We start from the raw sequence: 16,957 nt of genomic DNA on the forward strand, positions 1-16,957 counted from the left end.
CTAGACGTTGAAGCCGAACATGCGCATCATGCGCTTTCCCTCCTCCGTCATGCGGGCCGGGGTCCAGGGCGGGGTCCAGACGAACTCCACGTTCACCCCCTGCACCCCAGGTAGGCGCATGACCGCCATCTCCGCATCCGCCTTCACCACGTCCTGGGCGGGGCAGCCGATAGCGGTGAGGGTCATGGTGATGTCCACCACGCCGTTTTCGTGGATCTCCACGTCGTAGACGAGGCCCAGGTCCACGATGTTCACCGGGATCTCGGGATCGTAGACCACCTTGAGGGCCTCGAGGACCTGCTCCTTGGTGGGCAACGTGGCCTCGGTTTCCATGCCCTTCAGTATACTCGGAAAACCCCAGCGCCTTTTGCTATAATGCCCCCGGTTGGGGAGTAGCCCCAAGCCGGCACCCCGTCAAGACGGGCCCATGGCCCCGGGGGCCGGGGGCAAGAAGCCCGGGCAAGACCACCGCTTCGTGCGGTGGTCTTTCTTTGTGGAGGTGAAGCATGGAGGCCAGCGTCCTTTCGGTGATCCTCATCCTGGTGGCCCTGGAGGTGATCCTCTCCGCGGACAACGCCTTGATCCTCGGGGTTATGGTCCAGAAACTGCCCGTCCACCTCAGGCGGAAGGCCCTCTTCTACGGCATCCTGGGCGCCTACGTCCTAAGGGGTCTCGCCCTCCTCTTCGCTGCCCTGGTCATCAAGCTCTGGTGGGTGCAGGTTCTTGGAGCCCTTTACCTCCTCTACATCGCCCTCAAGCACTTTCTCAAGCCCGAGGAAGCCCAGGCCCCGCCCCCCCTAGAGGTGAGCGCCGCCCACTTCTGGAAGGTGGTGGCCCAGGTGGAGCTCATGGACTTGGCCTTCGCCGTGGACTCGGTGCTGGTGGCCGTGGCCCTTTCCGACAAGCTCTGGGTCATCTACACTGGGGTCTTCTTAGGCATCTTGGCCCTTAGGATGTTGGCCAGCCTGGTGGTGACCCTCCTGGACCGCTACCCCCGGTTCAAGCACCTAGCCTACGTGGTGGTGGGCCTCGCCGGGGTGAAGCTCCTCCTAGGCGGCTGGGACAAGCTGGCCAAGGAAACCCTCCACCGCCCCGAGCTGGCCTTGGGCCTGGACAAAGAAGCCTTTAGCCTCCTCATCCTGGGCGTCCTCCTTCTGGGAAGCCTCTGGGCCCTGCGGAAACCCGCGGAGCGCGCCGCCTAAGATGTGGGCTTACCTCGCCCCCACCCTGGTCCTCTTCCTGGAAGTGGGCTTTCCCTTTGGCCTCTTCGTTCCCGGGGGCGATACCCTCCTCCTGGCCCTAGGGGCGCTGGCGGGGGAAGGGCAGCTCAGGCTCTTTCCCCTCCTCCCCCTTCTCTTCCTGGGAAGCCTTTTGGGCCACGGGGTGGGCTACGCCCTGGGGCGGGTCCTAGGTAAAAGGGTACAGGAGCGGCTTCCCCAGGAGCTCCTGGCCCGCACCCGGCGCATCCTACACCGCTTCGGCCCCACGGCCCTCCTCCTCGCCCCCTTCGTGCCCGGAGTGCGCACCGCCTTACCCTTCCTTATGGGCACCTTGGGCTTTCCCCTACCCCGCTACCTTTTCCTTTCCGCCTTGGGAAGCCTCCTTTGGACCCACGGCCTGGTGCTTTTCGCTTACTTCCTGGGGCAAAAGGTCTCCCCTTGGCTCCTCTGGCCAGCCCTAATCCTCCTGGCCCTCCTACCCCTCTTGCGCCGAGGGCGCTAAACGTACTTCTCCCCTCGCACCACAAAAACGTTTTCCACGTAGGCGATGACGGCGTAGTGGGGGAAGTACACTTCCTGAAGTCGCTCCAATATCTTCAGGGCCACCTCCTCGCTCACGATGGTCTCCAGGCGGATGTTCTGCCCCTCCCAGTCCACGCTCCGCATCCCGCGAGAACCTTCCCCACGGGCGGGAACGATGGTGTAGCCCTTAGCGCCAAGCCGCTTGATCTCCTCTACCAGCTTTCTCTCCAAGAGGCTTTCCGCCACGATGGTCACCAGCTTCAAGGGCACCAGGTTCACCGGCCTCACCCCCCAATCGCCTTGGCCACGGCGTGGTAGATAGGTATCCCCAGGATCAGGTTAAAGGGGAAGGTGACGGCGAGGCTCGCCGTGAGGTACAAACTGGGGTTCGCCTCAGGTAAGGCGATGCGCACGGCAGCAGGGGCGGCGATGTAGCTGGCGCTGGCGCTCATGGCCCCAAGCACCGCAGCGCCCCCTACGCTAAGCCCAGCTTTCAGGCCCAGGTAGACTCCTAAAATCCCGTGGAAAAGGGCTAGGCCCACACCGAAGAGGAGCAACCTAAACCCCAACTGACGAAGTACGGAAAGCCTCGAGGCCGCCACCATCCCCAAGTCCAGGAGAAAGAGAGTGAGAACTCCCTGAAATGGATCCACAAAGAAGGGTTTAACCCGTTCCATCCCCGCCTCCCCCGAAAGAAGGCCAATCAAGAGCCCTCCCAGCATCAAGACCACGCTTTTTCCGGTCAAGACCTCGTGCAGCGCTTCGGAAAGCCGGCCGCTCTGCCGTTTGCCTAGGAGGAGGGCCACTACGATCCCCGGCACCTCCAACAGGGCCACCAGGGTGGGCATAAAACCTTCCGCAGCGTGCCCCACAGTTTGGACGAAGGTGAGGGCGGCGAGGAAGGTCACGGCGGAAACCGAGCCGTAGTGGGCGGCCAAAGCGGCAGCGTCGGATCGGCCCACCTTTAGGAAACGCCGGGCGAGGAAATAGGCGGGAAAAGGCCTAAAAAGACCCAGAACGAGGGTGAAAAGGGCCGGGAGGAACACCAAGGCCAAAGGCGTGTGGGCGAGCTCTACCCCCCCCTTAAAGCCGATCGCAAAGAGGAGATAGATGGAAATGGCGGTGTAGAGGGCCTCGGGAAAGGCGAGGTCGCTCTTAAGAAGCCGGGCCGCCATCCCCAAAAAGTAAGCCAAAACCATGGGAGAAAGAAGGTTGAGCTTTAGGAGTTCCAAAGCGTCCATACCCCCAAGCTTTACTACGGGAAAAAGGGCTTTTACAATCCGGTACGATGGCGCCTTTGGTAGGTCTCATCATGGGCTCCCGCTCCGACTGGGAAACCCTGCGCCACGCCGCGGAGACCTTAGACGCCCTGGGCATCCCCTACGAGGTGCAGGTGGTCTCCGCCCACCGCACCCCGGACCTCATGGCGGAGTACGCCAAGGCCGCCGAGGCGAGGGGCATCCAGGTGATCATCGCCGGGGCGGGGGGAGCGGCCCACCTGCCTGGGATGACCGCGGCCCACACCGCCCTGCCCGTTCTGGGGGTGCCGGTGGAAAGCCAAGCCCTACGGGGCCTAGACTCCCTTCTCTCCATCGTCCAGATGCCCGCAGGCGTTCCCGTGGGCACCCTGGCCATTGGCCGGGCGGGGGCGGTGAACGCCGCTTTGCTGGCCGCTAGCATCCTCGGCCTCAAGTACCCCGAGGTGATGGCGCGGCTCAAGGCCTACCGGAAGGCCCAAACCGAGGCCGTCCTGGCCCACCCCGACCCCCGGGAGGCAGGATGAGGGTGGGCGTTTTGGGCGGGGGGCAGCTGGGGCGGATGCTGGCCCTGGCGGGCTACCCCTTGGGGCTTTCCTTCCGTTTCCTGGACCCTTCCCTCGAGGCCTGCGCCGGGCAGGTGGGGGAGCTTTGCGTGGGGGACTTTGCCGACCTCGAGGCCCTTTCCCGCTTCGCCCAGGGCCTAAGCCTCGTCACCTACGAGTTCGAAAACGTCCCGGTGGAGGCGGCTTTGCACCTGGCCGAAAGGCTTCCCGTCTTCCCTCCCCCCAAGGCCCTGGAGGTGGCCCAAGACCGCCTCCGGGAAAAGGCCTTCATGGCTGGCCTTGGCGTCCCCACCCCTCCCTTTTACCCCGTGGACGGGGTGGAGGACCTAGAGGTGGGCCTCAGCCAGGTGGGCCTCCCCGCCCTCCTCAAGACCCGCCGCGGGGGCTACGACGGCAAGGGGCAGGCCCTGGTGCGCACGGAGGAGGAGGCCCTGGAAGCCCTGCGCACCCTGGGGGGCCAGGGGCTCCTCCTGGAGGGTTTCGTCCCCTTTGACCGGGAGGTTTCCCTCCTCGCCGTGCGGGGGCGGGACGGGTCCATGGCCTTCTATCCCCTGGTGGAAAACCGCCACCACGGGGGCATCCTCCGCCTCTCCTTAGCCCCCGCCCCCGGCCTCACGGAGGCCCTGCAGAAGAAGGCGGAAGCCTACGCCAAGGAAGCCCTTTTGGCCCTGGACTACGTGGGCGTCTTGGCCCTGGAGCTTTTCCAGGTGGGAGAGGAGCTCCTTTTCAACGAAATGGCCCCCCGGGTCCACAACTCCGGCCACTGGACCCTGGAAGGGGCGGAAACCAGCCAGTTCCAAAACCACCTTCGGGCCATCCTGGGCCTCCCCCTGGGGAGCACCGCCCCCCGGGGGGTGAGCGCCATGGTGAACCTCATCGGCCACGAGCCCGACTTCGCCCAGGTCCTGAAGGTGGAGGGCGCCCACCTCCACTGGTACGGCAAAGGGGTGCGTCCGGGGCGCAAGGTGGGGCACATCACCCTGCGGAAAGACTCCTGGGAAGCCCTAAACCCCCTCCTGCCCCAGCTTTTGCGCCTGGCGCAAAGCCCTCCGGTATAATCCGGAGGCAAAGGAGGCGAAATGGAGCGGACAAAGCGCCTGAGGGAGGTCATCCGCGCGGCCAAGGCCCACCCCGTTTATCGGGAAAAGCTCAAGGACGTGGACCCCGAGGAGGTTTCCCTCGAGAACCTTTCCTCCTTGCCCCTCACCACGAGGGAGGAGTGGGTGGCCTACCTCAAGGAAAACCCCACCCCCCCGGAAGGGGCGAGGCTGATGCACCTCACCCCAAGCCCCCTCATGGGCTGGATGCCGGAGTACCTCTCGGAGGAGGACCTCCGCTACCAGGCGGAAGCCCTGGCCGCCCACTACCGGCGGCTTGGCCTTGTGGGCAAGCGGGTTTTGGTGGCCTTCAGCTACCACGTCTTCGCCGGGGGGTGGCTCTTCCACGAGGCGTTGCTCCTGGCGGGGAACCTGGTCTTCCCCCACGGCCCCGGGGAGGCGGCCCGCATCGCCGAGCTGAGCCCCCAGTTTGACGTCCTGGTCACCAACCCCTCCTTCGCCCTCAAGGTGGGCCAAGCGGGCGGGCGGTTCGGCCTGCTCCTGGCTGGGGGGGAGCCGTTCACCTCGGTGCCCGGCTTCCGGGAGAGGGTGGAGGCCCTCCTGGGCGGCACGGCCCTGGACGCCTACGGCACCAGCGAGCTAGGCATCGTGGCTGGGGAAAGCCTGGCCAAGGACGGGCTATGGGAGATCCCCGAGATGGCTGTCCTCGAGGTCCTGGACCCGGAAACCCTAAGGCCCGTGGCGGACGGGGAGAAGGGGGAGCTCGTGGTCACCGCCCTAAGCCGCACCCTCATGCCCATGGTGCGCTTCCGCACCGGGGACCTGGCCCTGGCCGAGCGCCGGGAAGGGCTTACCGTGCTCCCCCGCGGGGTCTTCGGCCGCACGGACCAGATGGTGAAGGTGAAGGGGGTGAAGCTTTACCCCACGGAACTCGCCCCCATCCTGGCCGGCTTCGGCCTGGACCCCAAGGGCTTCCAGGTGGTGGTGGAACGGAAGCTGGAGGGCACGGACAAGTTGGTGCTCCGCCTGAAGGCGGAAAAGGTGCCTCCCGGGCTTTACGAGGCCATCCAAAAGGCCACGGGGCTTAGGCTAGACGAGGTGGAGCTGGTGGGCGAGCTGGAGGGGGGTCTGGTGCTGGACCGCCGCTTCTAGCTCGTTAATCTCTTCTCATAACCCCGGGGTATACTTCCCCCAAAGCAACGGGGCCCTTGCGGTATAGTGAGGGCAAACCCTGTGCCTTGCGGAAGGAGGCAAGATGCGGTTTTTCGTGCTGGGGGATGTTTCCGTTGACCTGCTTTTCTTTGTGGAGCGAATACCGGAACCCGGGGAGGAGGTGCCCTCGAGGCGGGCCCTGATGAAGCCAGGGGGGGCCGGGGGCACCCTGGCGGCCCAGCTGGCGAGCCTGGGCCACCGGGTGTACCTGGCGGGACGGGTGGGCCAGGACCCCTTCGCCGAGCTGGCCCTGAGCCGGGTGCGGGAAGTGGGGGTGGACCTCAGGCACCTCCAGGAAGACCCCGACCACACCACCAGCTCCGTCCTCATCCTGGTGGTGCCCGGCGGGGAAAGGGCCATGGTGAGCGCGGAAGGGGCAAGCCGCTACCTGGACCCCGCCCTCTTCAAGCCCCGTTACCTGGACAGCGCCGACGCCGTGGTCCTCTCCGCCTACGCCCTGGTGGGGGGGCCTTCCCGGAGCTACGCCGTGGAGGTCCTGGAGGCGGCGAGGAAGCGGGAGCTTCCCGTCTTCGCCGACCTGGGCACGGGGGCGGTGCGGGCGGCGGGGGCGGAGCTCCTAAAGTACCTGCGGGGCGTCACCTGGCTCCTCATGAACCAGACGGAGCTTTTGGCCCTCACCGGCGCCGCCTCCCTCTCCCAGGGGGTGGCCCGGCTCCGGCAAGAAGGCTTCCCACACCTGGTCATCAAGGTGGGGGCCATGGGCTCCATCGTGGTGACCCCGGAAGGGGAGGAGCTTTTAGAGCCCTTCCCCATAGAGGACATCGTGGACTCCACCGGGGCCGGGGACGCCTACACCGCCACCTTCGCCCACGCCCTCCTCGAGGGCCGAAGCCCTGTAGAGGCGGGGAGGCTCGCCAACCTGGCGGGGGCCCTGGCCGCCACGGGGCTTGGGGCCCAGGGCCGCCTCATCACCCTAGAGGACCTCAAAGTAGCGGCGGGCTAGGGCCAAAAAGGCCAAGCCCGCCCGCCCGCTCTTCTCGGGGTGGAACTGGGGGGCAAGGAGGTTTGCCTTCGCCAGGAGGGCGGTGAAGGGGGTCCCCTCGTACTCCCCCACCCCCAGGGCGTAAGGGTTGAGGGGGCCATAGTAGGAGTTGGCGAAGTAGAAGTGGCGGCCCGAAAGGCCGGCGAAAGGCCCCTCGAAGGTCAGGGCGTTCCAACCCATCTGCGGCACCCGCCCCTGGGGGAAGCGGCGCACCCACCCCGGCACCACCCCAAGCCCCCTCACCCCCGGCGCCTCCTCGCTCCCCTCGTAGAGGACCTGCATGCCCACGCAGATGCCGAGGAAGGGAAGCCCCCTTTCCAAATGGACCAGAACCCGCTCCAAGAAGCCGCTTCGGGCGAAGGCCCCCATCACCTGGCCGAAGTGCCCCTGGCCCGGGAGGACGAGAAGGCCCGCCTCCGGATAGGCCTTGGGGTCGGCGGAGACCGCCACGGCGAAGCCCGCCGCCTCCAGGGCCTTGGCGGCGCTCTTTAGGTTCCCCGAGCCGTAGTCGATGAGGAGGGCCCGCACTAAAGCACCCCCTTGGTGCTAGGAAGCCCCTCCCCCATGAGGCGGGTGGCCCGGTGGAGGGCCCGGGCCAGGGCCTTGAAGCTCGCCTCCACCACGTGGTGGGCCTCCCGCCCCGCCAAAAGCCTCAGGTGGAGGGTGAGGCGCCCGTGGTTCACCAGGCCCCGCAGAAACTCCCGCAGGTGGTAGTGGTTCACCCCGCCCGCCGCCCCCACCACGGGCCAGGCCTCGGGGCGGTACTCCAGGTGGGGGCGGCCGGATAGGTCCACCACGCAAAGGACCAGGGTCTCGTCCAGGGGGGCGAAGGCCTCCCCGTAACGCTCCAGGCCCCTCCCCTCCCCCAAGGCCTCCTTGAGGGCCATGCCTAGGGCGATGCCCACGTCCTCCACCAGGTGGTGAACGTCCACCTCGAGGTCCCCCTTGGCCTCCACCTCCAGGAGGAAGCGCCCGTGCCGCTGGAGCTGGAGGAGCATGTGGTCCAAAAAGGGAAGCCCCGTGGCCACCTGGCCCCCCGGAGGACCGTCCAGCCCCAGGCGCAGGCGCACCCAGGTCTCCGCCGTGGCCCGCTCCACCAAGGCCTCACGCATAGGCCACCCCAAAAGCCGCCCTCAGGAAGGCGTCCATCTCCGCCTTAAGCCCCACGGTCACCCGAAGGCACCCCGCAAGCCCCGGATAGCGGTCCTGCCGCCGCACCAGGACCCCTTGAGCGAGGAGGTGGCGGAAGGCCGCCTCAGCGTCCGGGGTCTTCACCAGGAGGAAGTTGGTGTGGCTAGTGAAGGGGCGCCAGGTGGGGTGGGCTTGGAGCGCTGCATAGACCCGTTCCCGCTCCCGCACCACCTCCGCCACCACCGCCCGCACGTAGCCCGGGTTCTCCAAGACCACCTCCAAAACCGCCCCGGTGTGGGCAGGGAGGACGAAGGGGGGCAGGACTTCCCGCACCACCCCCGCCACCTGAGGGTGGGCCAGGAGGTAGCCCGCCCTTATCCCCCCCAAGGAGAAGGCCTTGGAAAAGGTGCGCAGAAAGGCCACGTGGGGATTTTCGCGGCCCAAGGGGCTAAAGTCGGTGCCGGCGAACTCCCGATAAGCCTCGTCCACCACAAGAAGCCCCCCCACCGCCTTGGCCCTTTCCGCCAGGGCCGCCACCGCCTCCTCGGGGAAGAGGGCCCCCGTGGGGGCATGGGGGTTGGGGAGGAAGAACACCCCGCCCTGGAAGGCGGCCAGGACCTCCTCCAGGGGCAGGGCGAAGCCTTCCCCCAGGGGCACCGCCCGGTAGGGGGTGCCCGCCACCCGGGCGGCGTGGGCGTAGTGGGGAAAGGAGGGGGCGAGGTCCAAGACCGCCTCCGCCGCCAGGCTCAGGGCCAGGATGAGGAGGTTGGAGCCGGGGGCGAGGACGATCCCCTCCTCCGGCCAGTCCAACAAGGTGGCAAGGCGCTTCCTAAGGGCTTCGGCGTGGATTTCTGGGTATCGGTTCCAGGAAAGCCCCTTGAGGCGCCTTAGGGCCTCCTCCTTGAGGGCCTCGGGCAGGTCAAAGGGGCTTTCGTTCTGGTCCAGCTTCACCGGGGCCTCCTCCTTCTTGTAGGGGTAAGGGGCAAGGTCCCGGAGGTGCGCCTTGAAGGCCCGCATGCCCCGAGTATAGCGGCAGACCAGGGGCACGCACCGGGCCAAGCCAGGCTTGGCCTAAAGCCCCAGGATGGCGCAGGAGGCGGGAAGGCCCAAGGGGCTCGCCCGCCACCCCACGCCCAGGGCCCCGCCCTAGCGCCAGACGGCCACCCGCTCCAGGGGCAAGCGGTGGGAAGAGTAGCCCTCCTCCGCCGGGTAGCCCAAGGGAAGGAGGGCGGGGATGGCCACGTGGGCGGGAAGGCCCAAAAGGGCCTTGACCCTCTCCGGGTCAAAGCCCAGCATGGGCACGCTCCCAAGCCCATAAGCCTCCAAAAGAAGGAGCAGGTAGCCCAAAAAGATGTAGCTCTGCCCCGCGGCCCAGGCCGCCCGCTCCCTCTCCCCCATTCCGGCAAAGGCGTTTTGGATGGCCCGCTTCTGCGCCTCCCGCCGCTCCCCCTGGACATTGGGGTGGATGACCTCGTCCAGGCGGGCCAGGGCCTCCTCGAGGTCCGCATAGACCACCAGGACCACCGGGGCCTCCTCCACCTGGGCCTGGCCAAAGGCCGCCTCCCTGAGGGCCTTCTTGAGGGCGGGGTCCCGCACCACCACCAGGCGCCAGGGTTGGAGGTTCCAGGCGGAAGGGGCCCTGAGGGCCGCCTCCAGGACCTCCCGCAACACCCCCTCGGGCACGGGGTCCGGCCGGTAGCGGCGGATGGAGCGGCGCCTTAGCGCCGCGGTCTTGGCGTCCAGAACGGGGAGCGTGGCCTCCATACCCCGGGGATGGTACCCAAAACCCTCTGGGCCCTTTGTGAAGTAAAGCGCAATCAGGGGCGGAAGTGATCGTACCCCTTCCGGGGCACGGGGGCCCCCCGGAGGTAAACCCCCACCCCCTCCACCAGGCGCCCGGCCCGGAAAAGGGGAAGCCCCACCTCCCTGGCCCGCGCCTCCACCGCTTCCCCGTTCTCAGGGGGCACCACCAAGACCGCCTCAAACTCCTCCCCCCCATAGAGGACGAACGCCAAAGCCCTTTCCTCGCTCCCCGCCAAGGCCAAGACGTCGGGATAAAGGGGTAACGCCTCCAGCTCCACCCGCACCTCGAGCTCGGAAAGCTGCCAAAGGGTCTCGGCAAGGCCGTCGGAGGAGTCCAGTCCCCCCCTTAGAAGCCCCTCCAGGGCCAGAAGGCCCAGGCGGGGCAAGGGGTAGTGGGCCGCTTCCTGGATGGCGGGGAAGGCCTCGAGGTCCACCCCCTGGTAATGGGCGAAAATGGCCGCCCCAAGCCGCCCCCAGCGGTCCCCGGCCAGGTAGAGGAGGTCCCCCGGCAGGGCCCGGCGGGGAAGGGGGCGCTTCGCCTCAGCAAAACCCGCCACCACCAAGGCCGCCTCCTCCCCAGCGTTGGTGTCCCCGCCCAAGAGGAAGGCCCCAAGCCGGCCCGCCGCCTCCGCCGCCCCCCGCACCAGGCCCAGGGCAAGCTCCTCCTCCGCCTCAGGGGGCAGGAAAAGCCCCAGGGCGAAGCCCAAGGGCCGCCCCATCTTGCAAAGGAGGTCGGAGGCGGTGGCCGCCACCCCCCGGAAGCCCACCTCAAAGGGCCCCATGCCCCTTAAGGCCACGTCCCGGTAGCGGAAGCCGTCCACCTTGAGAAGGAGGGCCTTCCCCTCGAGCCACACCCCTCCGGCGTCGTCCCCCGGGGGAAGGGGGGCGTCCAGGGGATAGCCCAAGGGGGCGAGCTTTCGGAGAAGGGCTCTTTCGCCCAGGTCTTTAAGCCGCATAAACCCAGGCTAGGGTATCATGGCGGGGTGTGCCGGGTTGACCTGTGCCTGAGGCCGGCCCCTGGCCCCTTGATCCTGGTGGAGGTCCTGCCCGCGGGTAGCGTCCTCACCCGCCTCCTGGCCCTGGGGGCCAGGGGGGTTTGGGTGGCCCCGGGGCCCAAGGTGGCCCGCCTCCTGGCGGAAAACCTGGGGAAAGACGCCCTTCTCCTGGGCGAGGTGGAGGGCTTTCCCCCCGAGGGGTTCCACGGGCGGCTTTCCCTCTTAGACCTGGAGAAGACGGAGGTGAAGGGGAAGGAGGCCGTCTTGGTGGCCCCCTCCCTCAACGGAAGCCTCCTGCCGGGGGAGGAGGAGGTGTACCTGGCGGGCTTCCGCAACGCCAAGGCCATCCTGGAGCTGGCTAGCACCCTCCAGAACCCCACCTTGCGCCCCTCCGGGGCCCCTGAGCCCCTCCTCTCCGCGGTGGTGGCCCTGGGCTTTTTGCAAAAGCGCCTCTATCCCGAGGCGAAAAGCCTCGCCACCCTCCTCCTCAAGGCCTTCCCTGACCCCCAAGAGGCCCTCTTCCAAAGCCAGGAGGGGCAGGCCCTTCACAAGGAGGGGCGCACGGAGGAGCTGGCCTGGGCGAGCCTCATCGGGGTGGACCCGGTGGTGCCCCGCCTTACCGAGGTCCGCTTCTTCCCCAAGGAGGCCTACGGCCTCACCCAGGACCGCTACGCCCAGAGGTACGCGGCATGGAACGGCTAACCCTATTGGGCCTTCCCCTGGACCCGGTGGACATGGAAGAGGCCCTGAGGCGCATCGGGGGCTTCCTGGAAGGGAGCCGAACCTGCCAGGTGGTGACCCTGAACCCCGAGATGGCCGTGCGGGCCCAGGAGGACCGGGCCCTTAGGGAGGCGGTCCTTCAGGCCGAACTGGTCACCCCAGACGGGGTGGGCATCCTCTGGGCGGCGCGGCGGCTTCTAGGGGTGCGCCTCCCCGAGCGGGTCACGGGGGTAGACCTCACCTTGGCCCTCTTCCGCCGCTACCCGGGCCTCAGGGTCTACCTCCTGGGCGGAAGGCCCGGGGTGGCGGAGCGGGCGGCGCAGGAAGCGGAGCGGCTGGGGGCAAAGATGGTGGGCTTCCACCACGGTTATTTCCGGGAAGAGGCCCCTATTGTCGAAGCCATTCAAAAGGCTGCCCCCGACCTCCTCCTGGTGGGCATGGGGGAAAGGCAGGAAACCTTCATCCACCGCCACAAGCCCCACCTGGGGGCCAAGGTGGCCATGGGGGTGGGGGGCACCCTGGACGTCCTGGCGGGGGAGGCGAGGCGCCCCCCCCTCTGGGCGCAACGCCTGGGCCTGGAGTGGCTTCTGCGCGTGGGGCTGGACCCCAAGCGCTGGCGGCGGGCCCCCCGGCTTCTCCGCTTCGCTTACATGGTCCTCAAGGAGGGGCGTTAGAATGGACCCATGCGGCGGATTTTGGCCTCCTTCCTTCTCTTAGGGCTCGCCCTGGCCCAAGGGCTCGTCCTCCCCTTTGAGGGGCCCAGGGGCTACACCCTGGCCCAGGCCTTCGCCCAGGGCCTGAACGCCCCTCCCCCCACCCTCCTCGCCCTCCTCCTCCCCGACCTCCCCTGGCGGGGAAGTTACGAGCTTGCCGGGGGGCTTTACACCCGGGCTGGGGCCCGATTCGCCCTCGCCGCCACGGGGGCAGACTGGGTGCTCCTGGGGCGGGAGGAGGCGCAGGGCTTAAGGCTCCTCCTCGCCACCCCCCAGGGGGCCCAGGAGGGGCTTTTCCGCACCCCCGAGCTGGCCTGGCTCTGGCTCCAGGGCCAGGGCCTCGCCCCCCGGTTCCGCCCCTTGCCCAAGCCTTCCCTTTCCGAGGAACGCCTGCGGGCCCTGGCGGAAGGCCAGGACCCCGACCCCCTGCACCAGTCCGCCCTGGACCTTAAGGAGGGACGGGGAAGCGGCCTTTTGGAAGGCCTCCTTCCCAAGCAGCTCCTCCTCCTCTGGCAGGGCACCCTCCCTCCCGCCTACCAGGCCTTCCGCCTCCTGGCGGAGGGGAAGCGGGAGGAAGCCCTTAAGCGGGCGGAGGCCTTAGCCCAGGGGGACATCCTGGAAAGGACCGCGGCCCACCTCCTCTTCCGGGCCCTGGAGGACCCGCGCTGGAAGGAAACGGCTCGAGGCCTGGCCCAGGCCTTCCCCGAGCTTCCCCTGGCCTGGGAGGAGGTAAGCTTCGCCGCCTTTGCCGAGGGGAAGGGGGAGGAGGCCAAGGAGGCCCTCCTCCAGGCCCTGAGGCTCCAGCCCGACTCCTGGCTCTACTGGACCAACCTGGGCTGGGCCTACTACCTCGCCGGGAACCTCCCCCGGGCCATCCTGGCCTCGGAAAAGGCCCTTCGGCTCAACCCCAACGCCACCGCCCTCTACAACCTGGGGCTTTTTAGGGCCATCTACGGGGACTATTTGGGGGCCAAGGCCGCCTACGACCGGGCCCTAAGGCTGGACAAAGGGGAGGACTTCCCCGAGGCCCTAAAGGACCTCGAGGCCCGCCTCGAGCCCCTTGCCCTCTACTTCCGCGCCTACCTGGCGGAGCGGGCGGGGCTCGAGGCCAAAACCCTCTACCAGGCCTTCCTCGCCCAACACCCCAAGCACCCGCTAGGCCCCGCCGCCCGGCGGGCCCTGGCCCGGCTTGGGGAAGGGGGGGTGCGGCTGGAGGTCTTGCGGCTTGCCCTCATTCCCGGGGACGTGGACGCCCGCCCCTTCCGGGCGGGGGAGGCGGTCTTCCCCGATGTGCGCCTTACGGGAAACCCCTACCTCACGCGGGACGCCCTGGAAACCCGCCTCTACCGGGATGGCGCCCTCCTCCAGGAGGAGAAAAAGCCCTTGGGCTTTCCACCCCTCACCACCGCCTTGGTGGAACACGCCCCCGCCATTACCCTCCCCGCCCCCGGGCGGTACACCCTCGAGGTCCGCTACGGGGAGGCCACCCTCCTCCTGCCCCTAGAAGCGGGGCCTCCCAGCCTCGCCCGCCGGCTCTACGCCCTGGGCCTGGAGGTGCGGGACCTTTCCGGCCAAGGCCTCCTCACCCCCAAGGAAGCCCTAGGGGAGGAGGGGGAAAGGCTCCTGTTGGAAAGGACGCTCCAGGCGCTGAAGGAGGCTGCCCCCCTCGCCACCTCAAGCCGCCTTACCGCTCCGCTTTCGCAGGGTCCCTACGCGGGGAAGAGCGTGCAGGAGGTGCTGAAGGAGCCGGGCCTCGAGGGGGTGCGGGCTTTCTTCGAAGCGGTCTTGGAAAATCCCCAACTCCTTGCGGAAAACGACGTGGTAAACGCCTTTGTGAACTGGCTCCTTGATCAAGAAAGGGCCCCGTGAAGGCGCGCAAGCGCTCGCCCCCCGGGTTTCCCCGGGGGGCGAGTTTTGCGTCCTGGGCTTGGTGGAGCCGAGGGGATTCGAACCCCTGACCTCCTGAGTGCGATTCAGGCGCGCTCCCAGCTGCGCCACGGCCCCACGCGCCCTATATGGTAGCGGGGGCAAGAAGGCTTGTCTAGTCCCCTTCCTTGAGGCGCACCTCCACCCGCCCCTTCTTGTCCTTCACGGAAAGCTTCGCCTTGGCTTTGCCCTTGCGGTACTCCGCCTTCCACTCGCCCTTCTTCACCTCGTACTTGGTGCGCACCCAGCCCCGGCGGCGCAGGTCCTCGTCGTGGTAGCGGAACACCGCCTCCGCCCGGGAAAAGTTGTAGACCACCACAATCCCCTGGGGCTCCGCCACCCGCTCCACCACCACCGCCTGGGGAAAGAGGTCCAAGGTGAGGTTGGCGGTGATCCGGACCTCGAGGGCCAAAGCCGTGGCCAAAAACAGGGAAAGGGCAAACCATCTCCGCATGCCCCTAGGATACCCCCCTCCCTCCCCTGGCCCATGAGAGCCCGCTAAAGTACACTTGAAAGGTGGACGAAGTCTGGCGGAAACTGGCCGAGCCCTTTCCCCCTGCCGAGGTCCAGTGGCGCATCGAAGCCCTCTCCAAGGACCGAAAGCGGGCCCTGGTGGTGCCCTACGTGGACGCCCGCACCGTCTTGGACCGCCTGGACCGGGTGGTGGGGCCGGAAGGGTGGCACGACAGCTACGAGGTCCTGGCGGATCAGGAAAGGGCCCTCCAGGACGAGCGGGGCGAGCGCCGCGAGCGGCTTTGCGAGGTGAAGTGCCGCCTCACGGTGCTCGGGGTGACCAAGGAGGACGTGGGCGAGGGCGACTCCCTCAAGGCCGCCTTCTCCGACGCCCTGAAGCGGGCGGCGGTGAAATTCGGGGTGGGGCGCTACCTCTACCGCCTAGAAAAGCAGTGGGTGGACTACGACCCGGAAAGGGGGCGCTTCACCCCACCCAAGCTCCCTGAACCGGAAGGCGGGCTCGAGGAAGAGGAAAAACCCGAAGCCCACCGCCTCATAGACCAGCTCCTGGAGCGCCTCAAGGAAAAGGGCCTGGGCAAGGAGGCGGCCAGGATCGTCACCAAATACGGGGGGTACGGCAAGACCCCCGAGGAGACCAAGCGCCTCTACGGGGAACTTCGGGCCTTGCTCAAAGGATGAGGGTCGTCGCCATCGGGGACCTCCACGCCAACTTCCCCGCCTTCTGGCGCATCCTAAAGGCGGAAGGCCTGGTGGACGGCTCCTTCAAACCCACGCCCGCCCTCCGCTTTGGGACCTCCAAGGTGGTCCTCCTGGGCGACCTGGTCCACCCCAAAACGCCCAAGGACTACGAGCGGCTCACGGGCCTCGTTCCCTTCGATCCGGAAAACCCTCTCCACCTGCGCCTGGCGGCCAAGGCGGAGATCCGAGAGCTCTTTCGGCTCAAGGCCCTCCAAGAAGAGGCGGGGGGCAACCTGGTCATCCTCCTGGGAAACCACGACGAGGCGGCCCTCAAGGGAGAGCCCATCCTAGGCAACCGCCACCTGAAGCACCTGGAGTTCCACCCCGAAAAAGGCGGCCAGCCCCTGCCGGAGGCCCTCAAAACCTGGATGGAAAGCTTTCCCAAAGAGTGGGTACTCAACGGGGTGCACTTCGCCCACGTGGGCCCGGTGCCTTGGCTTCAGGAGTACGACGACCTCTTTTACGCCCAAAGCGAGCCCAAGACCTGGTGGTTCCGCACCCCAGACTACGTGGAGCGCATGGGCTACCGCTATGGCGTCTACGGCCACGTGCCCCTGCGGGAGGGCATCCTCCTCAAGGAGCGCTTCGCCCTCATCGACGCCTTGGACCTGGGGCAGTACCTGGAGCTCTTCCCCGAGGAAGACCCCTTAGCCGTCCGGATCAAGCGCCTCCCCCATGCCTAACCCCCTCACCTCCCCCAAGGCGGTACGGGAGCTTCTGACCAAGCACGGCCTGTTCGCCGACAAGCGCTTGGGCCAGAACTTCCTGGTCTCTGAGGCCCACCTAAGGCGCATCGTGGAGGCGGCCAAACCCTTCACGGGACCGGTCTTTGAGGTGGGACCTGGGCTTGGCGTCCTCACCCGGGCCCTGGCGGAGGCGGGGGCCGAGGTCACGGCCATAGAGAAGGACACCCGGCTTAAGCCCGTCCTGGAGGAAACCCTAAAGGGCCTTTCCGTGCGGCTTCTCTTCCAAGATGCCCTCCGCTTTCCCTGGGAGGAGGTGCCCGAAGGAAGCCTCCTGGTGGCCAACCTTCCCTACAACATCGCCACCCCCCTGGTCACCGCCCTTCTCAAGACGGGCCGCTTCGCCCGCCTGGTCTTCCTGGTGCAGAAGGAGGTGGCGGAGCGGATGACAGCGGGGCCAGGAAGCCCTGCCTACGGGGTCTTGTCCCTCCGGGTGGCCCACCACGCCCAAGCGGAGAGGCTCTTCGATCTGCCGCCCGGAGCCTTCTTCCCCCCGCCCAAGGTCCATAGCAGCCTGGTGCGCCTCACCCTTAAAGGGGTGCCCGACGACCCGGCGCTCTTCCGCCTGGCGGAGGCCGCCTTCGGCCAGCGGCGGAAAACCCTGAAAAACGCCCTGGTGGCGGCGGGGTACCCCAAGGAGGGGGTAGAAAAGGCCCTAAGGACCCTGGGCCTTGCCCCGGAGGTGCGGGGCGAAACCCTGGACTTGGAGCAGTTCCGCCAGCTCCGAGCGTCGCTATACACTTCTGAGTAACTTTTCCCCTTGCGTGAGGATAGGCATTACACTGTTTAATCTACTCTTGGTGTAGTCTATCCCCCTTGTCCCGACCTCAGGGTGATAAGATGGGCGGGAAATGAGGCGGGGGTGTTTGGGGTACTG

General features: G+C 67.6%; 21 protein-coding genes and 1 tRNA gene. 12 read left to right on the plus strand and 10 right to left on the minus strand.

The genetic code is table 11. The features are described 5' to 3' along the window. Positions 1-333, minus strand: a complete 333-nt coding sequence (locus tag ABXG85_RS03505; RefSeq protein ID WP_353512351.1) for a metal-sulfur cluster assembly factor — start codon at positions 331-333, stop codon at positions 1-3. 173 nt (positions 334-506) lie between these two features. On the opposite strand from ABXG85_RS03505, the gene ABXG85_RS03510 reads away from it, so the two are divergent. Continuing rightward, positions 507-1,202, plus strand: a complete 696-nt coding sequence (locus ABXG85_RS03510; RefSeq protein WP_353512352.1) for a TerC family protein — start codon at positions 507-509, stop codon at positions 1,200-1,202. A gap of 1 nt (position 1,203) precedes the next feature. Continuing rightward, entirely contained in the window at positions 1,204-1,722 is a 519-nt protein-coding gene (locus ABXG85_RS03515; protein ID WP_353512353.1) for a DedA family protein, read from the plus strand. Here the strand turns inward: ABXG85_RS03515 and ABXG85_RS03520 are convergent. Beyond that, the gene (locus ABXG85_RS03520; RefSeq protein WP_353512401.1) at positions 1,719-2,021 is read right to left on the minus strand and encodes a P-II family nitrogen regulator; all 303 of its coding nucleotides are present in this window, start codon (positions 2,019-2,021) and stop codon (positions 1,719-1,721) included. The two genes, ABXG85_RS03515 and ABXG85_RS03520, sit on opposite strands and share 4 nt — an antisense overlap. A gap of 5 nt (positions 2,022-2,026) precedes the next feature. Then, positions 2,027-2,983: a sodium-dependent bicarbonate transport family permease gene (locus tag ABXG85_RS03525; RefSeq protein WP_353512354.1), complete on the minus strand. Its 957-nt coding sequence runs from the start codon at positions 2,981-2,983 to the stop codon at positions 2,027-2,029. A 47-nt stretch (positions 2,984-3,030) separates the two neighbouring features. Here ABXG85_RS03525 and purE point away from each other — a divergent pair, with 47 nt between their 5' ends. The 4 genes from purE to ABXG85_RS03545 all read left to right on the plus strand — a co-directional run bounded on the left by purE (position 3,031) and on the right by ABXG85_RS03545 (position 6,798). Then, the gene (gene purE / locus ABXG85_RS03530; protein ID WP_353512355.1) at positions 3,031-3,525 is read left to right on the plus strand and encodes a 5-(carboxyamino)imidazole ribonucleotide mutase; all 495 of its coding nucleotides are present in this window, start codon (positions 3,031-3,033) and stop codon (positions 3,523-3,525) included. Continuing rightward, entirely contained in the window at positions 3,522-4,622 is a 1,101-nt protein-coding gene (locus ABXG85_RS03535; RefSeq protein ID WP_353512356.1) for a 5-(carboxyamino)imidazole ribonucleotide synthase, read from the plus strand. The genes purE and ABXG85_RS03535 overlap by 4 nt, the downstream gene beginning before the upstream one ends. A gap of 21 nt (positions 4,623-4,643) precedes the next feature. Beyond that, complete coding sequence (locus ABXG85_RS03540; RefSeq protein ID WP_353512357.1) at positions 4,644-5,774, plus strand: phenylacetate--CoA ligase family protein; 1,131 nt, start codon at positions 4,644-4,646, stop codon at positions 5,772-5,774. A gap of 103 nt (positions 5,775-5,877) precedes the next feature. After that, a complete protein-coding gene (locus ABXG85_RS03545; RefSeq protein WP_353512358.1) occupies positions 5,878-6,798 on the plus strand; it encodes a carbohydrate kinase family protein in 921 nt (306 codons plus the stop codon). Here ABXG85_RS03545 and hisH read toward each other — a convergent pair. From hisH to ABXG85_RS03570, 5 genes are all read right to left on the minus strand, one after another. Further along, on the minus strand, positions 6,769-7,365 hold the full coding sequence (hisH, locus tag ABXG85_RS03550; protein ID WP_353512359.1) for an imidazole glycerol phosphate synthase subunit HisH: 597 nt from the start codon (positions 7,363-7,365) through the stop codon (positions 6,769-6,771). The genes ABXG85_RS03545 and hisH overlap by 30 nt on opposite strands. Then, positions 7,365-7,949, minus strand: coding sequence for an imidazoleglycerol-phosphate dehydratase HisB (gene hisB, locus ABXG85_RS03555; protein WP_353512360.1), 585 nt, complete (start codon positions 7,947-7,949; stop codon positions 7,365-7,367). The genes hisH and hisB overlap by 1 nt, the downstream gene beginning before the upstream one ends. Then, entirely contained in the window at positions 7,942-8,985 is a 1,044-nt protein-coding gene (locus ABXG85_RS03560) for a pyridoxal phosphate-dependent aminotransferase (RefSeq protein WP_353512361.1), read from the minus strand. The genes hisB and ABXG85_RS03560 overlap by 8 nt, the downstream gene beginning before the upstream one ends. A 129-nt stretch (positions 8,986-9,114) precedes the next feature. Then, complete coding sequence (locus ABXG85_RS03565; RefSeq protein ID WP_353512362.1) at positions 9,115-9,732, minus strand: nitroreductase family protein; 618 nt, start codon at positions 9,730-9,732, stop codon at positions 9,115-9,117. A gap of 53 nt (positions 9,733-9,785) precedes the next feature. Further along, positions 9,786-10,727: a thiamine-phosphate kinase gene (locus tag ABXG85_RS03570; protein ID WP_353512363.1), complete on the minus strand. Its 942-nt coding sequence runs from the start codon at positions 10,725-10,727 to the stop codon at positions 9,786-9,788. A 27-nt stretch (positions 10,728-10,754) separates the two neighbouring features. On the opposite strand from ABXG85_RS03570, the gene ABXG85_RS03575 reads away from it, so the two are divergent. From ABXG85_RS03575 to ABXG85_RS03585, 3 genes are read left to right on the plus strand one after another with little or no spacing between them, the layout of a single operon-like run. Continuing rightward, positions 10,755-11,468, plus strand: coding sequence for a 2-phosphosulfolactate phosphatase (locus ABXG85_RS03575; protein ID WP_353512364.1), 714 nt, complete (start codon positions 10,755-10,757; stop codon positions 11,466-11,468). Next, positions 11,456-12,160, plus strand: coding sequence for a WecB/TagA/CpsF family glycosyltransferase (locus ABXG85_RS03580; protein ID WP_353512365.1), 705 nt, complete (start codon positions 11,456-11,458; stop codon positions 12,158-12,160). The genes ABXG85_RS03575 and ABXG85_RS03580 overlap by 13 nt, the downstream gene beginning before the upstream one ends. Positions 12,161-12,169: 9 nt before the next feature. Then, complete coding sequence (locus tag ABXG85_RS03585) at positions 12,170-14,068, plus strand: tetratricopeptide repeat protein (RefSeq protein ID WP_353512366.1); 1,899 nt, start codon at positions 12,170-12,172, stop codon at positions 14,066-14,068. 59 nt (positions 14,069-14,127) lie between these two features. On the opposite strand, the gene ABXG85_RS03590 is transcribed toward ABXG85_RS03585, so the two are convergent. Both ABXG85_RS03590 and ABXG85_RS03595 read right to left on the minus strand, forming a co-directional pair. Beyond that, positions 14,128-14,203: transfer RNA gene (locus tag ABXG85_RS03590), tRNA-Ala, on the minus strand. 37 nt (positions 14,204-14,240) lie between these two features. Further along, a complete protein-coding gene (locus tag ABXG85_RS03595; protein ID WP_353512367.1) occupies positions 14,241-14,579 on the minus strand; it encodes a hypothetical protein in 339 nt (112 codons plus the stop codon). A 62-nt stretch (positions 14,580-14,641) separates the two neighbouring features. Between ABXG85_RS03595 and ABXG85_RS03600 the strand changes: the two genes are divergently transcribed. The 3 genes from ABXG85_RS03600 to rsmA are packed head-to-tail and all read left to right on the plus strand — an operon-like array spanning position 14,642 to position 16,831. Continuing rightward, positions 14,642-15,277: a Rad52/Rad22 family DNA repair protein gene (locus tag ABXG85_RS03600; protein ID WP_353512368.1), complete on the plus strand. Its 636-nt coding sequence runs from the start codon at positions 14,642-14,644 to the stop codon at positions 15,275-15,277. Continuing rightward, entirely contained in the window at positions 15,274-16,020 is a 747-nt protein-coding gene (locus tag ABXG85_RS03605; protein ID WP_353512369.1) for a metallophosphoesterase, read from the plus strand. The genes ABXG85_RS03600 and ABXG85_RS03605 overlap by 4 nt, the downstream gene beginning before the upstream one ends. After that, positions 16,013-16,831 carry a 16S rRNA (adenine(1518)-N(6)/adenine(1519)-N(6))-dimethyltransferase RsmA gene (rsmA, locus tag ABXG85_RS03610; RefSeq protein WP_353512370.1) on the plus strand — a complete coding sequence of 273 codons (819 nt, stop codon included), beginning with the start codon at positions 16,013-16,015 and terminating at the stop codon, positions 16,829-16,831. Before ABXG85_RS03605 ends, rsmA begins: the two co-directional genes overlap by 8 nt. Positions 16,832-16,957 lie beyond the last annotated feature (126 nt).

It is taken from the genome of Thermus sp. LT1-2-5 (assembly GCF_040363165.1).
Classification (GTDB): domain Bacteria; phylum Deinococcota; class Deinococci; order Deinococcales; family Thermaceae; genus Thermus.